General features: G+C 32.3%; 22 protein-coding genes. 10 read left to right on the forward strand and 12 right to left on the reverse strand.

All coding sequences use genetic code 11. The features are described 5' to 3' along the window. Positions 1–19 precede the first annotated feature (19 nt). The 11 genes from xylB to dnaA all read right to left on the reverse strand — a co-directional run bounded on the left by xylB (position 20) and on the right by dnaA (position 13,255). On the reverse strand, positions 20–1,489 hold the full coding sequence (xylB, locus tag BHF70_RS07870; protein ID WP_075759710.1) for a xylulokinase: 1,470 nt from the start codon (positions 1,487–1,489) through the stop codon (positions 20–22). A gap of 87 nt (positions 1,490–1,576) precedes the next feature. Beyond that, the gene (locus tag BHF70_RS07875) at positions 1,577–2,134 is read right to left on the reverse strand and encodes a Fe-S-containing hydro-lyase (protein ID WP_075759711.1); all 558 of its coding nucleotides are present in this window, start codon (positions 2,132–2,134) and stop codon (positions 1,577–1,579) included. A 12-nt stretch (positions 2,135–2,146) separates the two neighbouring features. Next, entirely contained in the window at positions 2,147–2,989 is an 843-nt protein-coding gene (locus tag BHF70_RS07880; protein ID WP_075759712.1) for a fumarate hydratase, read from the reverse strand. Positions 2,990–3,010: 21 nt separating this feature from the next. Continuing rightward, complete coding sequence (locus BHF70_RS07885) at positions 3,011–3,574, reverse strand: TcaA NTF2-like domain-containing protein (protein ID WP_075759713.1); 564 nt, start codon at positions 3,572–3,574, stop codon at positions 3,011–3,013. An 83-nt stretch (positions 3,575–3,657) separates the two neighbouring features. Continuing rightward, on the reverse strand, positions 3,658–4,722 hold the full coding sequence (locus BHF70_RS07890) for a vWA domain-containing protein (RefSeq protein ID WP_075759714.1): 1,065 nt from the start codon (positions 4,720–4,722) through the stop codon (positions 3,658–3,660). An 86-nt stretch (positions 4,723–4,808) separates the two neighbouring features. Further along, positions 4,809–7,283, reverse strand: a complete 2,475-nt coding sequence (gyrA, locus tag BHF70_RS07895) for a DNA gyrase subunit A (protein ID WP_075759715.1) — start codon at positions 7,281–7,283, stop codon at positions 4,809–4,811. A 14-nt stretch (positions 7,284–7,297) separates the two neighbouring features. Next, positions 7,298–9,220 carry a DNA topoisomerase (ATP-hydrolyzing) subunit B gene (gene gyrB, locus BHF70_RS07900; protein WP_075759716.1) on the reverse strand — a complete coding sequence of 641 codons (1,923 nt, stop codon included), beginning with the start codon at positions 9,218–9,220 and terminating at the stop codon, positions 7,298–7,300. A 9-nt stretch (positions 9,221–9,229) separates the two neighbouring features. Continuing rightward, the gene (recF, locus tag BHF70_RS07905; protein ID WP_075759717.1) at positions 9,230–10,315 is read right to left on the reverse strand and encodes a DNA replication/repair protein RecF; all 1,086 of its coding nucleotides are present in this window, start codon (positions 10,313–10,315) and stop codon (positions 9,230–9,232) included. A gap of 11 nt (positions 10,316–10,326) precedes the next feature. Next, positions 10,327–10,536 carry an RNA-binding S4 domain-containing protein gene (locus BHF70_RS07910; protein ID WP_075759718.1) on the reverse strand — a complete coding sequence of 70 codons (210 nt, stop codon included), beginning with the start codon at positions 10,534–10,536 and terminating at the stop codon, positions 10,327–10,329. A gap of 14 nt (positions 10,537–10,550) precedes the next feature. After that, a complete protein-coding gene (gene dnaN, locus BHF70_RS07915; protein ID WP_075759719.1) occupies positions 10,551–11,654 on the reverse strand; it encodes a DNA polymerase III subunit beta in 1,104 nt (367 codons plus the stop codon). Positions 11,655–11,923: 269 nt separating this feature from the next. Beyond that, positions 11,924–13,255: a chromosomal replication initiator protein DnaA gene (gene dnaA, locus BHF70_RS07920; RefSeq protein ID WP_075759720.1), complete on the reverse strand. Its 1,332-nt coding sequence runs from the start codon at positions 13,253–13,255 to the stop codon at positions 11,924–11,926. Between the two features lie 503 nt (positions 13,256–13,758). Between dnaA and rpmH the strand changes: the two genes are divergently transcribed. Genes rpmH through rsmG form a run of 8 tightly spaced genes read left to right on the forward strand, consistent with a single transcriptional unit; the run spans position 13,759 to position 20,344 of the window. Further along, complete coding sequence (gene rpmH, locus BHF70_RS07925) at positions 13,759–13,893, forward strand: 50S ribosomal protein L34 (RefSeq protein WP_008392981.1); 135 nt, start codon at positions 13,759–13,761, stop codon at positions 13,891–13,893. A 48-nt stretch (positions 13,894–13,941) separates the two neighbouring features. Further along, positions 13,942–14,283, forward strand: coding sequence for a ribonuclease P protein component (gene rnpA, locus BHF70_RS07930; protein ID WP_075759721.1), 342 nt, complete (start codon positions 13,942–13,944; stop codon positions 14,281–14,283). 6 nt (positions 14,284–14,289) lie between these two features. Next, positions 14,290–14,532: a membrane protein insertion efficiency factor YidD gene (yidD, locus tag BHF70_RS07935; protein WP_075759722.1), complete on the forward strand. Its 243-nt coding sequence runs from the start codon at positions 14,290–14,292 to the stop codon at positions 14,530–14,532. Further along, positions 14,529–15,533, forward strand: coding sequence for a YidC/Oxa1 family membrane protein insertase (locus BHF70_RS07940; RefSeq protein WP_075759723.1), 1,005 nt, complete (start codon positions 14,529–14,531; stop codon positions 15,531–15,533). Before yidD ends, BHF70_RS07940 begins: the two co-directional genes overlap by 4 nt. A 2-nt stretch (positions 15,534–15,535) precedes the next feature. Beyond that, a complete protein-coding gene (jag, locus tag BHF70_RS07945; protein WP_075759724.1) occupies positions 15,536–16,324 on the forward strand; it encodes an RNA-binding cell elongation regulator Jag/EloR in 789 nt (262 codons plus the stop codon). 47 nt (positions 16,325–16,371) lie between these two features. Next, positions 16,372–17,745: a tRNA uridine-5-carboxymethylaminomethyl(34) synthesis GTPase MnmE gene (gene mnmE / locus BHF70_RS07950; RefSeq protein ID WP_075759725.1), complete on the forward strand. Its 1,374-nt coding sequence runs from the start codon at positions 16,372–16,374 to the stop codon at positions 17,743–17,745. Then, complete coding sequence (gene mnmG, locus BHF70_RS07955; RefSeq protein WP_075759726.1) at positions 17,711–19,630, forward strand: tRNA uridine-5-carboxymethylaminomethyl(34) synthesis enzyme MnmG; 1,920 nt, start codon at positions 17,711–17,713, stop codon at positions 19,628–19,630. The genes mnmE and mnmG overlap by 35 nt, the downstream gene beginning before the upstream one ends. 3 nt (positions 19,631–19,633) lie before the next feature. Beyond that, on the forward strand, positions 19,634–20,344 hold the full coding sequence (rsmG, locus tag BHF70_RS07960) for a 16S rRNA (guanine(527)-N(7))-methyltransferase RsmG (RefSeq protein WP_075759727.1): 711 nt from the start codon (positions 19,634–19,636) through the stop codon (positions 20,342–20,344). Here the strand turns inward: rsmG and BHF70_RS07965 are convergent. Continuing rightward, positions 20,341–21,291 (reverse strand): alpha/beta fold hydrolase, encoded by a 951-nt coding sequence (locus tag BHF70_RS07965; protein WP_075759728.1) that lies wholly within the window; start codon positions 21,289–21,291, stop codon positions 20,341–20,343. The two genes, rsmG and BHF70_RS07965, sit on opposite strands and share 4 nt — an antisense overlap. A gap of 131 nt (positions 21,292–21,422) precedes the next feature. On the opposite strand from BHF70_RS07965, the gene BHF70_RS07970 reads away from it, so the two are divergent. Continuing rightward, positions 21,423–22,178 carry a hypothetical protein gene (locus BHF70_RS07970; RefSeq protein ID WP_075759729.1) on the forward strand — a complete coding sequence of 252 codons (756 nt, stop codon included), beginning with the start codon at positions 21,423–21,425 and terminating at the stop codon, positions 22,176–22,178. A 12-nt stretch (positions 22,179–22,190) separates the two neighbouring features. After that, positions 22,191–23,876, forward strand: coding sequence for an arginine--tRNA ligase (gene argS / locus BHF70_RS07975; protein WP_075759730.1), 1,686 nt, complete (start codon positions 22,191–22,193; stop codon positions 23,874–23,876). The last annotated feature ends 85 nt before the right edge of the window (positions 23,877–23,961 follow it).

The raw sequence follows: 23,961 nt of genomic DNA on the forward strand, positions 1-23,961 counted from the left end.
TACTTATTTCTTCTTTTATTTATTTTAATTTTTTAAACAGATTTTTCACTGTAGGATAGATTTCTTTAAATATCTGATATTTTTCTTCATATTTTTTTGCCAGTTTTTCATCAGGTTCAACTGTATCCACTACTTTTACCAGTTTTTCAGCAGCTTCTTCTACATTTTTAAATTCTCCACATCCTACCGCTGCCAGCATTGCACCACCATAACCTGGTCCTTCTTCACTTTCTATACTATCTACTTTTATATTTAGTACATTGGCTACAATTTTTTTCCATAATTGACTTTTGGCTCCTCCTCCACATATTCTGGTCCTATTGATTTTAATTCCAAGAGATTTTGCAACTTCAAATGAATCTCTAATTGCAAAAGCAACACCTTCTAAAACTGCCTGTGTCATATCTGCTCTTGTTGTATCCATTGTCATACCTATAAAAGTACCTCTTGCATCCGGATCATTATGTGGTGAACGTTCACCCATAAGATACGGAAGAAAGAATACATGATTTTCTCCTAAATTTTCTATTTTCTTCTGTTCCTCTTTATATTCTTTTGTCCCTATTATATTATCCATCCACCACATATTACAAGATGCAGCACTTAACATACATCCCATTAAATGATAATTACCATCAGCATGTGCAAATGAGTGAAGTGCATTATTCTTATCCACTCCAAATTTTTTACTTGAAATAAATACTGTTCCTGATGTTCCAAGCGAAATATTACATTTTCCATCACCAACAGTCCCTGTACCAACTGCGGCGGCTGCATTATCACCAGCACCTGCTATTATCTTCACTTCATGTGAAATACCTATCATATCTGCTATTTCCGGCTTAATCTTACCTACTACCTGATAACTTTCATAAACTGTAGCCAGCTGTTCTTTTTTTACATGACATATATTCATCATTTCTTCAGACCAGCATTTATTCTCTACATCAAACAACAGCATTCCCGAAGCATCTGATACATCTGTACAAAATACTCCTGATAACTTGTAAGCAATATAATCTTTCGGCAACATTATTTTATCTATTTTTTTGAAATTCTCTGGTTCATTATTTCTTACCCATAAAATTTTAGGAGCGGTAAATCCAGTAAAAGAAATATTTGCTGTATATTGGGATAGCTTTTCCTGTCCAATCTCCTGATTCAAATAATCACATTCTTTATACGTTCTTCCATCATTCCATAATAATGCCGGTCGTATGACTTTATCATTCTTATCAAGAATTACCAGACCATGCATCTGTCCACCAAAACTAATGCCGCCAATATCATTTTGTCCACAATCACTTGTTAATTCTTTCATTCCATCCACAAAAGCATTCCACCAGTCTTGTGGATTTTGTTCTGACCATCCTGGATTTGGAAAATAAATCGGATATTCTTTTGATACAATTTTTTTGATTTCACCTGAACCATCCATTAATAAAAGCTTTAATGCCGATGTACCTAAATCTGCCCCAATATACAACATATAATTTCCTCCGTTCTATAAAATATTACTACTTTATGTTTAAAAGGGTATGAAACACCTTTTTTCTTATGCCTCATACCCTTTTCTTTAATTATTCATTTTTTTAAATTCTTCCACTGCTGTTTCATACAAATTATGTCCATGACTATCGATTACAACAATTACAGGAAAGTCTTCTACTCTCAGTTTACGAATTGCTTCTGTACCAAGATCGTCATAGGCAATAACTTCTGAATCTTTTATACATTTAGAAAGAAGTGCACCTGCACCACCAACTGCTGCGAAATAAACCGCTTTATTTTTTACAATAGAATCAATAACCTCAGGTGATCTTTTTCCTTTACCAATCATTCCTTTTAATCCCTGTTCCAGCATAGTTGGCGTATACTTATCCATTCTGCTACTGGTTGTCGGGCCTGCCGATCCAATTACCTGACCCTCTTTTGCCGGAGTTGGTCCCAAATAATAAACAAACTGATTTTCTAAAGATACTGGTATATCCTCGTTATTATTCAGAGAATCAAACATTCTTTTATGAGCAGCATCTCTTGCTGTATATATGGTTCCTGATAAATACACATAATCTCCAGAATTTAAATTTTGTAATTCTTCCTCTGCTGCCGGCACATTTAAATGCTTTTCCATAATTGTTCCTCCTTACAAAACCCTATGAGAATGACGATTCACATGACAACATATATTCACTGCAAGGGGCATTCCCGCAATATGTGTTGGATATGTTTCAATGTTAAGTCCTAATGCCGTTGTATTTCCTCCCAATCCTCCAGGACCGATTCCCAACTGATTAATTTCTTCTAATAATTCCTTTTCCAGTTTAGCTATATGCTCCTTTGCGGAAGGCTGATCCAGATTTCTTGTTAATGCTTTTTTAGCAAGAAAAGCTGCCTTTTCAAAACTTCCTCCAAGACCTACACCTATGACCATAGGCGGACATGCATTTGGACCTGCATCCCTTACAGCCTCTATAACAGATCTCTTTATTCCTTCCTCACCATCTGCAGGTTTTAACATAAAAATCCTGCTCATATTTTCACTTCCAAAACCTTTTGGAGCAACCAGTATTTCCAGATTTTCTCCTGGAACGATATCAATATGTATAATAGCCGGTGTATTATCTTTTGTATTTTCTCTGATCAAAGGATCTTTTACAACTGATTTTCTAAGATAACCTTCTTTATATCCCTGACGTACCCCTTCATTTACTGCATCTTTCAAAGGCAATCCTTCAATATGGAGATCTTGTCCAACATTTAAAAATACAATTGCCATTCCTGTATCCTGGCAAATGGGAGTTGCATCTTCTTTTGCAATTTCCATATTTTCCTGAAGTTGTCCTAAAATCTGCTTTCCAAGAGGACTTTTTTCATTTTCATATGCCTTTTGAAATCTGCATTGCATATCATCTGTCAAAGATAAATTAGCTTCAATACACATCTCTCTGACATTTTTAATAATTTCATCTGTATGAATTGTTCTCATGTTGCCCTCCAACTATTATATTTAATATTTTATTTTTTTCACAACAGTCATGTCTTTTGGATAAGAATGTACCTGCCATTCTCCATTACTGTTCTTCATAAGTTTATAATAACTATCAATAGTTCTCATATGAAGAGGTTCTTTTTGATTTTGAATTTTATAAGTTTCCTGCATATGAATGATACAAGTATTTTTTGATGGATAACTTACTTTTAAGAAATTATAAGATAATAATTCTTCAGTAATGTCTTTTTTAATATATTCTTTGTTTTCTTTATAAACCGGCCCATCTTTCACCATATATTTTTCAATATAAGAGAAATTATGTTCATTAATTGCCTTGATAAAAGCATTTAAGTAATTATGCATCATTTTTTCAGGCTCAGACAATCCACTGGTTGAAGCAGAAGCTGACATTAATGTATCTGGTTTATAAGAAGAATATTGTTTTCCACCTATCTTTCGATCCTGATACTCTACCATAAGATTACGAAGGTCTGTTTTATTTTCGCTATTACTTACTTTATATTCAACTAAATATAATTCCTTCTGTTGTCTATAAATTTCATTATAAATTTCAGCCATATTATCGATATTATCGATACTACGATAAAATCCGCCTGTTTCAGTGCATATTCTCTGTACATCATATGTTTTTATGGTACTTCCTATTCCAATGATAAAAACCGGAATTTTATATTTTTTGCAATTTCTATAACATCCTCTGGTTTACAATAGCTGTAATTATCTGCACCATCTGTAAAAGCAACAACACATTTTGCCCCATTTTGAACTGCTGTTGTATTAACAGCTGCAAACAATGCATCATATAAACTTGTCATATTATCTGTTGTAAGATTCTGTATTTTTTCATCAAGAGTCGTTTTATCTTTTGTAAATGAAACTGCTGTCTGAACTCCTGTAGAAAATGTTGTTAATTCAACCTGATCTCCAATAGAAAACTGAACACTATTCAAGAAAGTCTGCATAATATTTTTCGCTTTTAACATTGGAGACCCATTCATGCTGGCACTCACATCAGCAACCATATTAATATTTAGGGCTTCTTTCTGATCCAGCTGAGATGCTTTTATAATAGTCTGTCTTTCAAAATTTTTGCTTCCTGTTTTTTCTTTCAGATAAAAATATTGCTTTTTCAATCCGGAAGGCACCTTATCTGTTGTTTTATCTCTGATATCCAGATAAATTTTTACCTTTGGATACTGTGATGTATCAACCTGAACAACCTGAATAGCTAAATTATCGTATTCAATCTGAATAGATGCTAATAATTTTTCCCATTTTATTTTCACTTTTCTGGCATTTTTAAATTGATTATCATCAATATATTTCTGCATTTGCTTTTCATAATTTTCGATTGATTTTAGTTCATTGTCAAAAGCTTTAGATGTATCACTTTCTTTTAATTTTTTTAAATCATTATCTGCATCTGTTTTATTCTCTTTTACAATCTCCTTTTCAAATTCATCCAGCTCCTTTTGTGCAGTCTTTGCTCCATCAATATTTTTTCTTGAAATAGCATATTCAAAATTTGCCAAAAGTCTTTTATATTCTCCATCATTATTATTTAAGTAATAATTATTAAAACGTTCCTGACTTTCTTCAAATTTCTTTTCCATAGCATGGATTTTATGATTTCTCTGAAATACAAAGATACCGATAACAGATAATGCTATTACTACAAGAATACCTGTAATTTTCTTTTTTCCCATACATTCTCCTCCCTATTATCTATTAACACTATTATATAACGAAATCAGAGCACAGACAATCAATCTATGCTCTGATTTTCTATAAATTATTCTTCTTCAGATAATTCTTCCTGGACTTCTTCTTTTCTTACCTTGGCAATACTTGCAACTTTAACATTTTCATTGACATTCATTACCTTAACTCCTGAAGTATTTCTTCCAAGAACTGATATACTTCCCACTCTTGTTCTAATAATAACTCCTTCTGTTGTTATCATCATGATTTCGTTATCGTCATTTACAGCTTTTACGCCTACAACATCACCTGTCTTTTCTGTAATCTTATAGCATTTAACACCTTTTCCACCACGATGCTGAGAAACAAATTCATCCATCATAGTTCTCTTACCCATACCATTTTCAGATACGATCAATAGTGCTTCTCCCTGAGTATCAAGCTGCATGCCGATAACCTCATCATCTCCTGTAAGATTAATTCCACGTACCCCCATAGAAGTACGTCCAATACAACGTACATCTTTTTCATTAAATCTGATACATTGTCCATTTTTTGTAACAAGAAAGACATCTTTGTGATCATCTGTGAATTTTACTTCAATCAACTGATCATCATCTTTTAATGTAATAGCAGCCAACCCTGTTTTTCTTATATTAGAGTAATCCATAATAGATGACTTTTTAACGATACCATGTTTTGTAGCCATCATTAAATATTTTCCATCTTCATATTTTTCAATTGGAATCACAGCTGTGATTTTCTCTCCTGACTGTAGCTGAAGTAGATTTACAATTGCGCTTCCTCTTGCTGTACGGCTGCTCTCCGGAATTTCATATGCTTTCAGACGATATACTCTTCCCATATTGGTAAAGAACATAATGTAATGATGAGTCGTTGTCATAAATAACTCTTCAATATAGTCTTCATCAATGGTCTGCATTCCTTTAATACCTTTACCACCACGATTCTGACTCTTAAAATTATCCACTGTCATTCTCTTAATATAACCAAGTTTTGTCATGGTAATTACAGTATTTTCTCTAGGAATCAGATCTTCTATGGAAATATCATCTACATCAAATCCAATTTGTGTTTTTCTTTCATCACCATATTTATTACGAATTAAGATAAGCTCATCTTTGATAACTCCAAGAAGAATCTTTTCATCTGCAAGAATTGCTTTTAATTCTTTAATACGCTCCATTAATTCATGATATTCTTTTTCCAATTTGGCACGTTCCAAACCATTTAATGCTCTCAGACGCATATCTACTATTGCCTGAGCCTGAGCATCTGTTAATCCGAAACGTTCCATTAATTCAAGCTTTGCAGCCTGAATATTAGCTGCCTCACGAATAATTTCTATAACTTCATCAATATGATCCTGTGCAATCAGCAGACCTTCCAATATATGAGCTCTTTCTTCTGCTTTATTCAACTCATATTTTGTTCTTCTGGTTACAACATCTTCCTGATGCTTTAAATAATAATTAAGCATCTCAAAAAGATTCAATATTTTGGGTTCATTATTTACCAATGCCAGCATGATAACCCCAAAAGTATCCTGAAGCTGGGTATGCTTATATAATTGATTTAAAATGACATTAGCATTTGCATCTCTCTTTAACTCAATACATATTCTCATACCACTTCTATCTGATTCATCTCGAAGTTCAGTAATTCCTTCTATTTTCTTCTCTCTTACAAGACTTGCAATTTTCTCAATTAATCTTGCCTTATTTACCATATAAGGAAGTTCTGTAACTATAATTCTCTGTTTTCCATTGGCCATAGCCTCAATATCTGTTACAGCACGTACTTTTATTTTTCCGCGTCCTGTCCGATATGCTTCATTTATTCCTCCACGACCAAGAATAGTTGCTCCTGTTGGAAAATCAGGACCTTTTACTATTTCTAAAAGTTCTTCCATGGTTGTAACTCTATTTTCAGTTACTTTATCATCAATAATTTTAATAACTGCATTAATAACTTCTGTCAGATTATGAGGAGGAATATTAGTCGCCATACCTACTGCTATTCCCTGTGTTCCATTCACCAGAAGATTTGGAAAACGAGATGGAAGAACGGAAGGTTCCTTTTCTGTCTCGTCAAAATTCGGCACAAAATCTACTGTATTTTTATTTATATCTGCCAGAAGTTCCATGGAAATTTTACTTAATCTTGCTTCTGTATAACGCATTGCTGCAGCGCCATCTCCATCTACAGAACCAAAATTTCCATGTCCATCTACTAATGGATATCTGGTAGACCATTCCTGTGCCATATTAACCAGCGCACCATAAATTGAACTGTCTCCATGAGGATGATATTTACCCATGGCATCACCGACGATACGTGCACATTTACGATGTGGCTTATCCGGACCGTTGTTTAATTCTATCATTGCATAAAGGATTCTTCTCTGTACTGGTTTCAAACCATCTCGTACATCTGGAAGGGCCCTGGAAGCAATAACGCTCATGGCATAATCTATATAAGAATTTTCCATGGTCTCTTTAAGATCAATATCATGAACCTTATCAAAAATTGTATTTTCGTCCATTATCTTCTTCCTTCCTAAATATCTAGATTCTTAACATATTTTGCGTTTGCTTCAATAAATTCTCTTCTAGGTTCGACCTGATCTCCCATTAGTGTAGTAAATGTCAAATCTATTTCAGAAGCAGAATCTTCATCAAGATTAACTCTTAATAAAATTCTCTTTTCCGGATCCATAGTTGTATCCCAAAGCTGTTCTGCATCCATCTCTCCAAGACCTTTATAACGCTGAATTTTATTGTTATTATCTCTTCCAATGTCTGTGAGAATATTATTTAATTCCTCATCACTATATGCATACCAGAACTTTTTATTTTTTTCAATTCTGTATAAAGGTGGCTGTGCCAGATATACATATCCCTGTTTTATTAGTTCCGGCATAAACCGATATAAAAATGTTAAAAGCAATGTAGCAATATGTGCACCATCCACATCGGCATCTGTCATAATAATTATTTTATGATAACGCAGCTTGCTTATATCGAAATCATCATGAATTCCTGTTCCAAATGCTGTAATCATTGCCTGAATTTCTTTATTAACAAGAATTTTATCCAATCTTGCCTTTTCAACATTTAAAATTTTACCTCTCAACGGGAGAATTGCCTGTGTCGCACGGGAACGAGCAGTCTTTGCTGAACCTCCTGCAGAATCTCCTTCGACAATATAAATTTCACAATTTTCCGGATTCTTATCAGAACAATCAGCAAGTTTTCCAGGAAGACTCATTCCATCCAATGCTGTTTTTCTTCTAGTTAAGTCTCTTGCTTTTCTTGCTGCATCTCTGGCTCTTTGTGCCAGTACTGCCTTTTCACAAATAACTTTTGCCACAGCAGGATTCTGCTCAAGAAAATATGTCAGCTGACTGGAAACTACACTATTTACTGCTCCTCTGGCCTCACTATTACCTAATTTCTGTTTTGTCTGTCCTTCAAACTGAGGTTCACCAATTTTTACACTGATAACAGAAGTCAATCCCTCTCTAATATCCTCACCTGACAGATTATCTTCTTTTTCTTTTAACAGATTATTTTTTCTTGCATAATCATTAAATGAGGATGTAAGAGCAGTCTTAAAACCAGATAAATGGGTTCCACCTTCCGGAGTAATAATATTATTTACAAAACTTAGAGAATTCTCATTATAGGAATCATTATGCTGAAGTGCAACCTCTACATACACTCCATCTTTTTCGCCTTCACAATAAATAACATCTTCATAAAGGCTTTCTTTCCCTTTATTAAGATATTCTACAAATTCTTTAATTCCACCTTCATAATGGAATGTTTCCGCAACTCTCTCATCTTCTCTCTCGTCAATTAAAATAATTTTAAGATTTTTTGTTAAAAAAGCAGTTTCGCGTAATCTTCTTTTTAAAGTTTTATAATCAAAATCCACCGTCTCAAAAATTGTATCATCAGGCATAAATGTTACCTGAGTTCCGGTCTTATCTGTATCTCCTATTTCTTTCAAAGGATAACAAACTTTTCCTCTCTCATAACGCTGTTGATAAATATGTCCATTCTCATATACTTTTACTTCCAGCCATTGTGATAATGCATTTACTACAGATGATCCTACACCATGGAGACCTCCTGATACTTTATATCCTCCGCCTCCAAATTTTCCTCCGGCATGAAGTATTGTAAATACGACTTCAACACTAGATACTCCTTTTTTCTTATTGATGCCTACCGGAATACCTCGACCATTGTCTAACACGGTTACAGATCCATCTTTATTTAGAGTCACATGGATAGTATCACAATATCCAGCCAATGATTCATCCACCGCATTATCAACGATTTCATATACCAGATGGTGAAGCCCTTTTTCAGAAGTACTTCCAATATACATTCCCGGCCTTTTTCTAACTGCTTCTAAGCCTTCCAATATTTGTATTTGGTCTGCACCATATTCACCCTGTTTTTGTGTACCCATAGCTTCCTCCTAATTTTTTTTAACGATTTTTCCTGCTCTAATTTGAAACATACGCTGAATTGGCAGATGTTTATCAATAAATTCATCTAAACCTGTACAGGTTATCATGGTCTGTGTATCTTTAATACTTTCCAGTAAATACTTTTTACGATGACTGTCAAGTTCTGACAGAACATCATCTAATAATAAAACAGGCGAATCTTTCATTACCTCTTTTACCAACTGAATCTGCGCAAGCTTTAATGATAATGCTGCTGTTCTCTGTTGTCCCTGCGATCCATATTTTCTTATATCGATATCATTAACGATAAAGCTAATATCATCCCTGTGGGGACCCACTGTTGTAGTAGAATATTTTAAATCAATATTTCTTTTTTTTATAAGTTCTGTCAGAAATTCATCATAATTTACGTTATTATCATATTCCAGTCTGATTTCTTCTTTATTTCCGGTAAGTTTTCTATGAATTTCCTTAATAATAACATTTAAATGTTTAATAAAAGCCTCTCTATACCGAACAATTTCAGAACCATATTTTACAAGCTGTATATCCCAGGCTTCTAAAGTATCAATTAAACTCTTCTGAAAATTAATCTGTTTCAGCAAATTATTTCTTTGAACTAATATTTTATTATATTTTGACAAATGATATAAATATAAACTTTCCAGCTGGGATAATTCAATATCCAGAAACTTTCTTCTTTCACTTGGTCCGTTTTTAATTATTTTCAAATCTTCCGGAGAAAAAAATATAATCGGAATCTGTCCAAGCAGATCACTTGATTTACGGATAGGTATTTTATCAATGGCGACACCCTTAGCCTTGCTCCTTTTCAAATGCATATCCAGCTGATGCATAATATCCTGCTTTTCATAATGCATTCTTATGTGAGATTCATTTTCTTTAAATCTTATAATTTCCCTGTCCTTGCTTCCTCTGTGAGATTTTGTAGTGGCTCCAAGATAAACAGCCTCCAGAATATTTGTTTTACCCTGAGCGTTATCTCCATACAAAAGATTCGTCCCATTTGCAAAATCAATGGAAAGATTTTCATAATTTCTATAATTCTTTAATTCCAATGATTTTATATACATAATTCACCCAACTACTTAATAATATTTATTTCTTCACCATTAAAAGAAATGACTTCTCCTCCAAACAATTTTTTTCCTCGTCTGGTTTCCACTTCTCCATTGAGAAGAACTTCTCCTTCTTGTATCACGATTTTAGCATCTATGCCTGAACCAACAAGTCCCGCTGCTTTAAGAGCCTGTCCAAGCTTAATATATTCACCTTTTAATTTTATTTCATTCATAACAATATCTTCTCCTAATGATTAAAATTTACCGGAAGTATCAGATAAGTGTAACTTCCTGCATCATCCTTAATGAAACAAGGAGCTTTTGGATTTACAAGATAAATATTAATCTCTTCATCGTCAATAACTCTTAATACATCCATCAGGAATTTTGGATTAAACCCTATTAATAAATCTCTTCCTTCTTTTGTGATCATAATACTTTCTTCCATAGTTCCAAAGAAAGAAGAAATATTTAATTGAAGTGAATTATCCGTAATATTAATTATAATAGGTTTTTTATCAGATTCTCTTATTAAAAGACTTGCTCTGTCAATACAGCTCAAAAATTCTTTCTTGTTAATTCTGATTTTTGTTTCATAATCACTTGAGAGCATCTGGCTTATTTTATAATATTCCCCTTCCAAAAGTCTTGAAACAACTTTTGTATTATCAAATTCAAATAAAATATGCTTAGATGTAACATATATGGTAACTTCTTCTTCTGTTTCGCCTGATATAATTTTAACAATCTCCTGAAGTGTCTTTCCAGGAACGACAACCTTGAAAGAATCATAGCTTTCCTTTAGCTGAATATTACGAATGGATATTCTATGACCATCCAGGGATACAACGCTTAGCTTATTATCCTTAACTTCAAACAGTTCTCCAGTCATCAATTTTGTATTTTCATTATCTGAAATAGAAAAAATTGTCTGACGAATTATTTCTTTTAAAGAATATTGTGATAAAGTGATACTTTTTTCTCTTTCTATTTCAGGAAGATAAGGAAATTCATTTCCTTCCTGTCCCATAATCTGGAAACAAGCTTTTTCACAGGTAATTGTTGCTTTAAAATCTTTATTTGTTTCAATAGTAATATCATTATCTGGAAGTTTACGAACAATTTCTGAAAAAAGTTTGGCATCCAATGCAATTTTTCCTTGTTCAAGTATAGTTCCTTCTATAGTAGTTTCAATTCCAAGTTCCATGTCATTGGCTGTTAAAGTAATAGTTCCAGCACTTGCCTCTATTAAAATACATTCAAGTATTGGTAATGTTGTTTTATTGGAAACAGCTTTTGAAACAATACTGACTCCATGAACAAGATGGTTCTTATTACATATAATCTTCATAAATGTGAATAACTCCTTTCGGTGTGAAGTTGGCTTAAATAAATAAATAAAATTCGTAGTAATAGTCGTAGTAGGTGTGGATTTGGGGATAACCTTAAAAAACCGCTAAACATAAAGCTTTTAAGGGTTGATAAAATGTGAAAAAAACTCTGAAAAACAGAGGATAATCAGGAAATTATCAACATTGGAAAATATTAAAAAATAATAAATACACAGGATATCCACAAGTTATCCACAGATTTTGTGGATAACTGTCCTGTTAAATATGTTTATTCCATTTTTTTAAGGATTACATTAATAATGCTTTCCAATTGAGGATCATTTTTTAGATCTTTTTCAATTTTCTCTACTCCATGAATTACAGTAGAATGATCTCTTTTTCCTATAATTTCTCCAATTTTAACAAGGGAAGCATCAGTCTGTTTTTTACATAAATACATACAGATCTGTCTTGGATATGCAATATCATGGCTTCTCTTTTTGGAAATAATATCATCTGTTTGTATGTTAAAATGTTCAGCAACTGTCTGTAGAATTAATTCCGGAGTAATTTTCTTCTTATTTTTACTATCAATTAAATCCTGTAGTGCTATTTTAGATAATTCAAGATTAATTGGCTGTTTATTCAGTCTTGAATATACTTTAATTTTGTTAAGAGCCCCTTCAAGATCACGAATATTAGATTTAATATGTGTAGCAACGTAATCAAATATTTCATCATCGATGTGTAAATGGTCTAATTCTGCTCTTTTTCTTAATATTGCAACTTTTGTTTCATAATTTGGTGGCTGAATATCAACCTGAAGCCCCCAGCTGAATCGGCTTCGCAGTCTTTCTTCCAATACATCCAGTTCTTTCGGCGGTTTATCAGATGAAAGAATAATCTGTTTATTAGCATTATACAATGCATTAAATGTATGGAAAAATTCCTGCTGGGTACTTTCTTTTCCTATAATAAATTGAATATCATCGACCAGTAGGACATCGATATTACGATATTTGTTTCTTAGTTCTTCCTGTTTTTTATGCTGAATGGAATTAATAACTTCATTGGTAAAATCTTCACTGGTTACATATAATACATTCAGCTGTTTGTTGTGTTCAATAATGTAATGGGCAATAGAATGCATCAGATGGGTTTTACCTAATCCGGCACCTCCATAAAGGAAGAGAGGATTGTATGCTTCTGCTGGAGCTTCCGCAACTGCAATACTGGCAGCATGGGCCATCTGATTATTATCTCCAATAACAAATGTATCAAAAGTATAACGGGGATTTAAATTATTATTATCCTGAACAGGCTCTTTTTTCGAGATTTTTTCCTGAGCCTCCTCTTTTTCCAGTTCAAAAGAAATATCGTATTTTGTTCCTGTAAGGTCCTGAATTGCTAAAGATATATAAAAATCATACATTTTCTTTTTAATAAACTGGATACCTCTTTCATCATATTTAGCATCCAATGAAAGTATAATATTATTATCTTGAACATCTTTAATATGAAGTGGTTTAATCCAGGCATTAATTGCTGCACTGGAAACATCATGCTCTTGTTCCAGCTTTATTAATACATCATCCCAGATTTTTTCAATGTTATTTTTCATGAATAAAGTAAATCCCTTTCTACGTAGTTTTAAAAATTGTACTCTTTTCCCTTTTTTCGAAGAATTTTTTTATAAAGAATTCCTCGTAATGGGTAGACATAGTCCACGAGGGTATATGAGTGCACTATATTTATAGTATAACAAAAAAACTTTTTTTTCAACTTTTGTTTGTTACTTATCGGGAAGAAAAAGGAAAGTTAATAACAGTGTGTGGATAACTTGCTCCACAGTATTAACATAACGAAAAATGTGGAAAAACAGAGGAAAATCAGATAATATATAATTGATATTAACATTTTATCACCAAGTTATGCACAAGTTACCCACAAATTGTGGATAACATTATATATACCCACAATATCTATGAAAGTACCTATTTATCTTAAAAAAAGCAATTATTTGCTTGACTTTAAGGTATGTATTTGGATATAATAGAAGCGATGTTTTTACGAATATATTATTCATATATATAATCAGAAAAATTTGTAAGGAGGTGTTTGCAGATGAAAATGACATTTCAGCCAAAGAAAAGACAGAGATCTAAGGTTCATGGATTTAGAAAAAGAATGAGCACTGCTAATGGAAGAAAAGTTCTTAAAAGCAGAAGAGCAAAAGGAAGAAATAGATTATCAGCTTAGGTCGCAGAGATGTGACCTTTTCTTTTCTCTATTAATAAGGAAGAGAATATGAAAAATTATCATTCATTAAGTAAGACAAAGGAATTCCAAAAAGTCTATAATAGTAGAAAATCCAAGGCTAATAAGTATCTTGTGATGTATTATATAGAAAATGATTTGGAATATAGCAGATTAGGAATATCAGTAAGTAAAAAAGTTGGGAATAGTGTAGTAAGACATCGTGTAACACGATTAATTCGTGAAAGTTATCGTTTAAATGAGAAAAAATTAAAGAAAAATTACGACTTGGTGGTAATTGCAAGAAATAACACTAAAGATATAGGCTATTATACTATGGAAAGTGCATTTTTGCATTTAGCAGATTTGCATCATTTAATAAAAAAGAGTTGAGTATAGTTGAAAAAAATTTTAATTTCTTTTATTAGATTTTACAGAAAGTATTTATCTAGATTAAAGGGAAGAGGAACATGTATTTATGTTCCAACTTGTTCGGAATATGCTATTGAAGCCCTGGAAAAGCATGGAGTTATTAAAGGAAGTCTGCTTTCTATTTACAGAATTTTGAGATGTAATCCATTCTCCAAAGGCGGATATGATCCTGTTCCGGAAGTCAGGAAAGGAAAAAGGTACGAAAAATGATGTTATTGTCACAGGCTCAGAATGTGGGCAATGGAGGAATTTTATATCCAATTGTCAGAGTATTTGGATGGGTAATTGAAGGAATCTATCATGGTTTAGCTGCAGTAGGAATTCATAATGTAGGTTTGTGTATTATTTTATTTACATTAATTTCTAAATTAATTTTATTACCATTAACTATGAAGCAGCAGCGTTCAATGAAAATTAACCAGATTGCTCAGCCTGAAATGAATAAGATTACAAAGAAGTATAGAAATAAAAAAGATCAGGCATCTATGATGAAACAGCAGGAAGAGATGCAGAAGGTCTATGAAAAATATGGAACAAGTCCTACAGGCGGATGTTTAACAACATTTATTCAGTTTCCGATTATCATGGCTTTGTACTATGTTATTCGTGCAGTAGAAGTCTATATACCACAGATTTCTAAAGATGTGGCAACTATTGGAAAAAGTGTTTATGAAATTGTTCCAGGACTTAATATTCAGGAAACTCCAGGATTTAGATTAAGTATTATGATGATCGTTCCTGTTTTATCATTTGTATTTCAGTTTTTGAGTGCAAAAACATCTATGTCAAATTCACAGATGGATGATAGCACACCTGGTGCAGGTATGACAAAGAGTATGATGTACACAATGCCTTTAATGTCTTTCTTTATGTGTATTACACTTCCGGCTGCATTAGGTATTTACTGGGCTGCAAGTGCTTTATTCCAGTGGATTCAGCAGATTGCTTTTAATTATTATTATGATCATGCTGATATGGACAAAATTATTGAAAAGAGCCGTGCAAAGGCTGCTAAAAAGAAAAAGAAAAAAGGTCCTTCTTTATATGAAAAAATGTTAGGTGCAGGAGCTGCATCTGACCAGCCAAGCGGTGCATCTATTAAAAAAGGTGCAAGTGCTAAATCAACAAAGAATTTTGATTACAGTGGAAATACAAAAGGAGGAATTGCTTCAAAAGCAAATGCTAATAGAAAAAATAAGGGAGGTAAATAATAATGTCAGTAAAACAATTTACTGGGAAAACTGAATCTGATGCAGTAATAAATGCCGCTATGGAATTGGGAATTCCAAGTACCGACCTTGATTATAAAGTCATTGATCCAGGAAGCAATGGTTTTTTAGGATTATTTAAAAAACCTGTAATTATTGAAATTATAGAAAAAGCTGAAAAGAAATCAGCAGTTTCCAATAAAACTAAAAAGAAAGTAGAAAAAAAGCAGGATAATGTAAAAACTGAAAAGAAATCAGCAAATAAAAAGACTGCCAATAAAGTAAAAGAAGCAGCTCCTGTTAAGGAAACAAAGAAAAATAAAGCTCCGGAGAATCTTGATGAAATTGTAAATAATACAGAAAAATATCTCGATGAAGTATTAAGAGCTATGGGATTAGAGCCTAAATTAAATCTGTATTATAATAGAAGAGATAATGTTTTGAATATTAATGTGTCTGGAGAAAAGATGGGTGCATTAATTGGAAAACATGGACAGACTTTAGATGCACTTCAGTATTTAACAAGTTTGTTCGTTAATAAAGAAAGCGATTCTTTTATTAAAATAAAACTTGATACAGAAAATTATAGAGAAAGAAGACAGCAGACTTTAGAAAAGCTTGCAGGAAGCATTGCTTATAAGGTAAAGAAAAATAAAAAACCTATTTACTTAGAGCCAATGAATCCAAATGAAAGAAGAATTATTCATTCTGCATTGCAAAAAGATCCATATGTAGTCACAAAGAGTGAAGGTAAAGATCCTTATCGTAAAGTTGTTGTTATGTTGAAAAAATAGAAATTCAGGCTGCCTTAGTTAAGGCAGCCTTTTTTGAGGTAAAAGATATGAAGTCAGATACGATTGCAGCAATTGCTACGCCAATGACCAATAGTGGAATAGGTATTATTAGAATCAGTGGTAATGAAGCATTGAATATTATTGAGAAAATATTTAAACCAAAAAAAGATAAAAAAATAAAGGAAGTTCCAACTTATACAGCACATTATGGTCATATTTTTGATAATGAGATGATGCTGGATGAGTGTATAGTACTTATTATGAAGGCACCTCATTCCTATACGACAGAAGATGTGGTAGAAATAAATTGCCATGGTGGTGTCATTGTAATGAAAAAAATACTGGAGGCTGTCATAAAAGCAGGAGCAAGACCGGCAGAACCAGGTGAGTTTACCAAAAGAGCATTTTTAAATGGAAGAATTGATTTATCAAAAGCGGAAGCTGTTATGGATTTAATTCATTCTCGAAATGAATTTGCCATGACTAGTTCTTTAAAACAGTTAGATGGTGTTTTAGGTGAAAAAATTAATTTACTGAGAAAAGAAATTATCCATAGTGTTGCTTTTATTGAATCAGCGCTGGATGATCCGGAGCATTATTCTGTTGATGGCTTTTCAGATGAATTAAAATTACAGGTAGAACATATTTCTGGTGAATTAAATGAATATTTGAAAAATGCAGATAATGGAAGAATATTAAAAGAAGGTATTCAGACTGTAATTGTTGGAAAACCTAATGCAGGAAAATCTTCAGTATTAAATGTATTGTTAGGAGAAGAACGAGCAATTGTAACCGATATTGCAGGTACTACCAGAGATACTTTAGAGGAATCTATTCAGATTAATGGAATACCTCTTAATATTATAGATACTGCGGGAATCAGAGAAACAGAAGATTTTGTTGAAAAAATAGGTGTGGATAAAGCAAAAGAATTGTTAAAAAAAGCTGATTTGGTATTATATGTTGTGGATAGTTCTACACCAATATCTGCTGAAGATCAGGAAATAATTGAGCTGATCAAAGATAAACAGGTTATTGTTTTATTAAATAAGGCAGATTTAGAATCTGTTGTAAGTGAAAAATATTTGAAAGAACGAGGTTTTGAGCATATCGTTGTTATCTCTGCACGAGAGCGTACAGGAATGGAGCAGCTTTATGAAAAAATTAATCAAATGTTTTTTAATGGAAATGTGTCTTTTAATGATGAAATATATATTACGAATATGCGTCACAAAAATGCGGTTTCCAATGCCTTGGATAGTTTAAAACTAGTGTTAAAAAGTATTGAAGATAATATGCCTGAAGATTTCTTTTCTATTGACCTGATGGATGCTTATGAACAATTGGGTTATATTACGGGAGAGTCTGTAGGGGAAGACCTTGTTAATGAAATATTTGCAGAATTTTGTATGGGTAAATAATATGAATAATTTAGAAGAACAATATGATATTATAGTAGTTGGAGCAGGACATGCCGGATGTGAGGCTGCACTTGCAGCTGCAAGAATGGGATTTAAGACTATATGTTTTACCGTTAGTATGGATAGTATTGCGCTTATGCCATGTAATCCGAATATTGGAGGAAGTTCCAAGGGGCATCTTGTTCGTGAAATTGATGCATTAGGCGGAGAAATGGGTAAAAATATTGATAAAACATATCTTCAGTCTAAAATGCTTAATCAGTCAAAAGGACCTGCGGTTCATTCTTTAAGAGCCCAGGCTGATAAAAAAATGTATTCTATGTCTATGACTCAGATTATGGGAAATACTCCAAATCTGACTGTCAGACAGGGTGAAGTAACAGAAATCATTGTAGAAGATGGAATAATTAAAGGAATAAAAACTTATTCCGGTGCTGTATATCATGGAAGAGCAGTTATATTAACAACAGGAACTTATTTAAAAGCCAGATGTATTTATGGAGATGTAAGTAATTATACTGGACCTAATGGACTTCAGGCAGCAAATTATCTTACTGACTCATTAAAAGAGAATGGTATTTCCATGAGAAGGTTTAAGACAGGTACACCAGCGAGAATTGATAAAAACTCTATTGATTTTAGTAAAATGTCTGAACAGCTGGGAGATGAAAAAATCGTACCTTTTAGCTTTACAAATCGTGAAGAAGATATAAAAAGAGATCAGATTTCCTGCTGGTTAACTTATACTACAGAAGAAACACATAAGATTATAAATGAGAATATACATAGATCTCCGTTGTTTTCTGGGGCAATTGAGGGAACAGGCCCAAGATATTGTCCGTCTATTGAGGATAAGGTTGTAAAATTTCCAGATAAAAACAGGCATCAGGTATTCATTGAACCAGAAGGAGAATTCACCAATGAAATGTATGTAGGTGGAATGTCCAGTTCCCTGCCAGAGGATGTTCAGTATCAGATGTATCATAGTGTGCCTGGTTTGGAAAATGCTAAAATTGTTCGCAATGCATATGCAATTGAATATGATTGTATTGATGCCACACAGTTAAAACCTTCTTTGGAATTCAAAAATATTCAGGGATTATTTAGTGGCGGACAGTTTAATGGAAGCTCAGGCTATGAGGAAGCCGCTGCACAGGGACTTATGGCGGGAATTAATGCAGCAAGAAAACTTCAAAATAAAGAACCTGTAGTATTAGATCGATCCCAGGCATATATTGGAGTACTGATTGATGATCTTGTAACAAAAGAAACTTCAGAGCCTTATAGAATGATGACTTCCAGAGCAGAATACAGACTTCTTTTAAGACAGGATAATGCAGATTTGAGATTAACAAAAATCGGTCATGAAATAGGATTGATAGAAGATGAAAGATATGAAAATCTTTTAATAAAGGAAAAGCAGATTGAAGAGGAAATGAAAAGAATAGAAGGTCTTATGGTTGGAGCTTCAAAAGATGTTCAGAAATTACTGGAGCAGCTTGGAAGTTCAACTTTAAAATCTGCAGCAACTATGGCAGAACTTGTAAGAAGACCAGAATTAACCTATATGGATCTTGCTCCAATTGATAAAGATCGCCCTGATTTAGATATTCAGGTTCAAGAACAGGTAAATATTAATATTAAATATGAAGGATATATTAAACGACAATTATCTCAGGTAAGACAATTTAAAAAAATGGAAAAAAGAAGAATTCCTGATGATATAAATTATAATGAGGTTGGAAGCCTTAGAATAGAAGCAAAGCAGAAACTGTCTAAGATTCGTCCTGCATCTATTGGACAGGCATCCAGAATATCAGGAGTTTCACCAGCTGATATTTCTGTATTGTTAATTTATCTTGAGCAGATGAATCATAGGAGATAGATAATGGAGAGATTAAAACAAAAAGCATTAGATATGGGAATTGCTTTAACAGATGATCAGATTTTTCAATTTGAAAAATATTATGAAATGCTCATAGAAAAAAATAAAGTAATGAATTTGACAGCTATAACAGAAAAAGAGGAAGTAATTGATAAACATTTTGTAGATAGTCTGGCATTTGTAAAGATGAAATTTGATTTATCAGGAAAAAAAATGCTGGATTTAGGTACAGGAGCAGGATTTCCTGGAATTCCATTAAAAATTGCATTTCCAGAACTGGATATTGTATTACTTGATTCTTTAAATAAAAGAGTTCGTTTTTTAAATGAAGTTATTGAGGAACTGTCACTGGAGAAAATTTCTGCAATTCACGGAAGAGCGGAAGATTTTGCAAAACAAAAAGATTATAGAGAAAGTTTTGATTTTGTGGTATCCCGTGCAGTTGCTAATTTAGCTGTGTTATCAGAATATTGTATTCCTTATGCCAAAGAAAATGGATATTTCTGTCCATATAAATCTGGAGAGATTCAGGATGAGGTAAAAAATGCAGAAAAAGCAATTTCTGTTCTGGGTGGAAAATTGGAAGATATCATTTCGTTTGAAATACCTGATACAGATATGAAAAGAACGATTTTAAAGATAAAGAAAAGAAAGGCAACCCCAAAACGCTTTCCTAGAAAAGCGGGATTGCCTTCAAAAGAACCTATTTGCTAGAAAAATATTCTGCAGATATTGTATACACTTTCAGGATCCTCCAATGAAGGAAGATGTTTTGTATTGTTCAAAAAGCTGCTTTCAATGGATGGATTCAATATCTGATACTGATCCAGCGTATTTTGTGCATCAGGCAGATTTGAACTGATTGCAATATACATACTTTGATTGATATTCTTTAAAGATGTAATAAGATTGCTGTTTAGATAATCTGATTTTAAACTTGCATACAAGTATTTTGCATTTGATCCAGATAAATGTGCAGCCTGATAGTAGGCATCAATATAATATCTTTTAATATTGGCTGGTGACTGAAAATACTTAGTATAAAATCTTTTTTCTACCATAGGCATGGATTGAATAAGGTTATAAGTAAAAGTACCTATAATAGGACATTCCAGTAAATATTTTAAGATTTGTTTTCTTTTATTTGGAAAATATTTGGAAACAGCCATATTTTCAGGATTGATAAACAAAAGTTTATGAAAATTATCTTTTTCCATGTTACATGCCTGAATTACTAAAGAAACAGATTTTCCTGATGCAATAATATCAGTTTTAGACTGAATAATATCTTTAATAAAATCATTAATAAGCTGGACATATATATAACTTGTATATGTTATTTTGGGTTTTTCAGAGCGTCCACATCCAAGCAAATCTAAGGCATAAACTGTATGATGTTTAGAAAGAGGTTCAATTAATTTATAATATTCCATAGCGGAACTTCCACTGTTTAAATGGTGGATTAAAAGTATTGGAGAACCTTTCCCGTGTTTAGTATAAAAAATGTTACCAAAACGCCACTTATAAGTATGTTCGTTTGTAGAAGGAAGAGCATCTTTTAAACTGCATATGAAAGTTATTGTGCGGTTGATTGCATAAATTCCAGCAACTGCCAGACTTCCTAATAATGTAATGTTTTTTAGTTTATTATATTTTTTCATAGGTAGCTCCTTTCTTTATCGGGTACCAGTTTATAGTCTATATTACTATTATATGCTAAATAAAGTTTTGATACAATAATACTTTGATTTCTTCTGCTTTTCGTATATGATAAATAAGAGGTGGTGATAGAATGGAAAAGAAAATAGATAAAGATCATTTGATTAATCAGCTTTATGATTACCTGATAAATGAGGTAAATTGTCTTAAAATAGAAAAAGATAAAATTAGTACAAAACTAAATTTTTATAAAGATGATAAAAATAAAAAATTAAATGTTGTTAAAGACGGAAATAAAATCTATCGTATCCGTAAGATTTTTTCACCACTTGATTTTAATCAGGAAGACGAAAATCAGAACAATTTCATTGATACATCTGAAATAGACCATTCTATACGGTTAGAAGAAAAAAATCTACAAGAGATTAATAATAAAATAAATATCTTATCAGAATATTTACAGGGGCTAGAGGAAAATTATTTCGTTGCGGATTCAGATTATACTGCTGATGAAGATGAAAAAGTTCCGTTTATTCCGGCTTTTGACAGATTAGTTAAACATGTAAAAATGATTCATCCTGAAATAAGAATAAATAATAGTTTAACAGGCAATACATCTGAGATTTTGATGAATTTTTCTTTTTTAAAAGGATTTCAGGTGCTGATCGATTATCTGATTTTTGAGACAGGTGTGTATGTAATTAATATCGAGAAATATATAGATAAATATAAAATATTAATAAAATTTAATATAAAGCCTAAATTGCCAAAAGATATTGCTGTTTTTAAGAATAGTAAAAGAATTTTGGAGGAAAAGCTTTCAAAAGAATATTCTGTTATCAGATGGAAGAGTAATTCAATAATAATACAGGCTCTAATGGAGTCATAGAAAGGGAAGATTATGAAAAATAAGATTATTAATTTGATTGATGATGCAATTGAGGAATTGGATAAAGATACAATTGCTGGTATTTTGGAAATTCCACCAAAAGAAGATATGGGAGACTTTGCTTTTCCTTGTTTTCAGCTGGCAAAGATTTTCAGAAAAGCTCCAAATATGATTGCTGAAGAAATCGCTGGAAAGATTGAAGTTACAAAAGATTTATCAAAGGTTGTTTCTATGGGACCATATGTTAATTTCTTTGTTAATAAGGAAATCTACGTAAAAGAAGTTTTAGGAAAAGTTGGAGAGAACTATGGTGCTTCTGATATTGGAAAAGGTAAAACAATCTGTATTGATTATTCTTCTCCTAATGTTGCAAAGAATTTTCATGTAGGACATTTAAGAACAACAATTATAGGAAATTCACTTTATCATATTTTTGATAAACTTGGATATCATGTGGAAAGAATTAATCATCTTGGTGATTGGGGAACTCAATTTGGTAAACTAATTGTAGCTTATAAAAAGTGGGGAAGTAAAGAAGCTGTCGAAGAAAAAGGAATTCCTGAATTACTTGATCTTTATGTAAAATTTCATAAAGAAGCAGAAGAGGATGACTCTTTGAATGATCAGGCGAGAGAATGGTTTGCCAAAATGGAACAGGGTGATCAGGAGGCCCTTTCTATTTGGGAATGGTTCAAAGATATTAGTTTAGTTGAATATAAAAGAATTTATAATGTTTTAAATGTTGATTTTGATCATTATACAGGTGAGAGTTTCTATAGAGACAAGACTAATGCAGTTGTAAAAGAACTGGATGAAAAAGGACTTTTGAAAGAAAGTGAAGGAGCAATGATTGTAGATCTTGATAAATATGATATGGCTCCTTGTCTTGTGACAAAGAAGGATGGTAGTTCTATTTATGCAACAAGAGATCTTGCAGCAATTTTTTATCGTAAGAATACTTACAATTTTGATAAATGTATTTATGTTACCGGTTTGGAACAAAAATTACATTTTGCACAGGTTTTCAAAGTTGTTGAATTGATGGGATATGAATGGGCAAAGGATCAGTTAATACATGTTCCTTATGGTCTTGTAAGCTTAGAAGGCGGTAAACTTTCTACCCGTAGTGGAAATATAGTTTATGCAGAGGATATTCTGAAAGAATCAGTTTCAAAAATTAAAGAAATCATTGAACAGAAAAATCCAGATCTAGAAAATAAAGATGAAGTAGCAAAGAAAGTTGGTATAGGTGCAATTATATTTAATGATCTTTATAATCAAAGAATTAAAGATGTAACTTTCACCTGGGAAAAAATTCATAATTTTGATGGTGAGACATGTCCATACGTACAATATACTTATGCAAGGGCTGCAAGTGTATTGCGAAAGACAGGTATTACTGAAGTTGGAGAGATTGATGCATCTTTAGTTACTGATGAGACTTCTGTTGCATTATTAAAAGAAATTGAAAGATTTCCTCAGATTGTAAAGACAGCGGCAGAACGCTTGGAACCATCTGTAGTATCCAGATATGTAATGGCTGTTGCTCAAGCATTTAATAGATTTTATCATGAAAATCAATGTAATGTAGAAGATGAAAATCTAATGAAAGCTCGTGTGAAATTAGTAATTGTTGCAAAACAGGTTATTAAAGATGGATTAGAGTTATTAGGAATTCAATGTCCTGAACAAATGTAAAGAAGAATTAAAGAAGATAATGTTTCACGTGAAACATTATCTTCTTTTTTTATCTAAAAGTAAATTGTACAAAATAAAAAATTAG

Origin of the sequence: Anaerostipes sp. 494a (genome assembly GCF_001940315.1) — a bacterium.
GTDB classification, from domain to species: Bacteria; Bacillota; Clostridia; order Lachnospirales; family Lachnospiraceae; genus Anaerostipes; species Anaerostipes faecalis.

Bases quoted from the DNA above. Each gene is read 5' to 3' on its own strand.
- argS (WP_075759730.1), top strand. From the start codon at position 22,191: ATGAAAAATAAGATTATTAATTTGATTGATGATGCAATTGAGGAATTG.
- BHF70_RS07970 (WP_075759729.1), top strand. From the start codon at position 21,423: ATGGAAAAGAAAATAGATAAAGATCATTTGATTAATCAGCTTTATGAT.
- recF (WP_075759717.1), bottom strand. From the start codon at position 10,315: ATGTATATAAAATCATTGGAATTAAAGAATTATAGAAATTATGAAAAT.
- BHF70_RS07890 (WP_075759714.1), bottom strand. From the start codon at position 4,722: ATGGGAAAAAAGAAAATTACAGGTATTCTTGTAGTAATAGCATTATCT.
- gyrA (WP_075759715.1), bottom strand. From the start codon at position 7,283: ATGGACGAAAATACAATTTTTGATAAGGTTCATGATATTGATCTTAAA.
- gyrB (WP_075759716.1), bottom strand. From the start codon at position 9,220: ATGGGTACACAAAAACAGGGTGAATATGGTGCAGACCAAATACAAATA.
- BHF70_RS07910 (WP_075759718.1), bottom strand. From the start codon at position 10,536: ATGAATGAAATAAAATTAAAAGGTGAATATATTAAGCTTGGACAGGCT.
- xylB (WP_075759710.1), bottom strand. From the start codon at position 1,489: ATGTTGTATATTGGGGCAGATTTAGGTACATCGGCATTAAAGCTTTTA.
- BHF70_RS07875 (WP_075759711.1), bottom strand. From the start codon at position 2,134: ATGGAAAAGCATTTAAATGTGCCGGCAGCAGAGGAAGAATTACAAAAT.
- rsmG (WP_075759727.1), top strand. From the start codon at position 19,634: ATGGAGAGATTAAAACAAAAAGCATTAGATATGGGAATTGCTTTAACA.
- rpmH (WP_008392981.1), top strand. From the start codon at position 13,759: ATGAAAATGACATTTCAGCCAAAGAAAAGACAGAGATCTAAGGTTCAT.
- dnaN (WP_075759719.1), bottom strand. From the start codon at position 11,654: ATGAAGATTATATGTAATAAGAACCATCTTGTTCATGGAGTCAGTATT.
- BHF70_RS07880 (WP_075759712.1), bottom strand. From the start codon at position 2,989: ATGAGAACAATTCATACAGATGAAATTATTAAAAATGTCAGAGAGATG.
- BHF70_RS07940 (WP_075759723.1), top strand. From the start codon at position 14,529: ATGATGTTATTGTCACAGGCTCAGAATGTGGGCAATGGAGGAATTTTA.
- BHF70_RS07885 (WP_075759713.1), bottom strand. From the start codon at position 3,574: ATGGCTGAAATTTATAATGAAATTTATAGACAACAGAAGGAATTATAT.
- rnpA (WP_075759721.1), top strand. From the start codon at position 13,942: ATGAAAAATTATCATTCATTAAGTAAGACAAAGGAATTCCAAAAAGTC.
- mnmE (WP_075759725.1), top strand. From the start codon at position 16,372: ATGAAGTCAGATACGATTGCAGCAATTGCTACGCCAATGACCAATAGT.
- BHF70_RS07965 (WP_075759728.1), bottom strand. From the start codon at position 21,291: ATGAAAAAATATAATAAACTAAAAAACATTACATTATTAGGAAGTCTG.
- mnmG (WP_075759726.1), top strand. From the start codon at position 17,711: ATGAAATATTTGCAGAATTTTGTATGGGTAAATAATATGAATAATTTA.
- dnaA (WP_075759720.1), bottom strand. From the start codon at position 13,255: ATGAAAAATAACATTGAAAAAATCTGGGATGATGTATTAATAAAGCTG.
- jag (WP_075759724.1), top strand. From the start codon at position 15,536: ATGTCAGTAAAACAATTTACTGGGAAAACTGAATCTGATGCAGTAATA.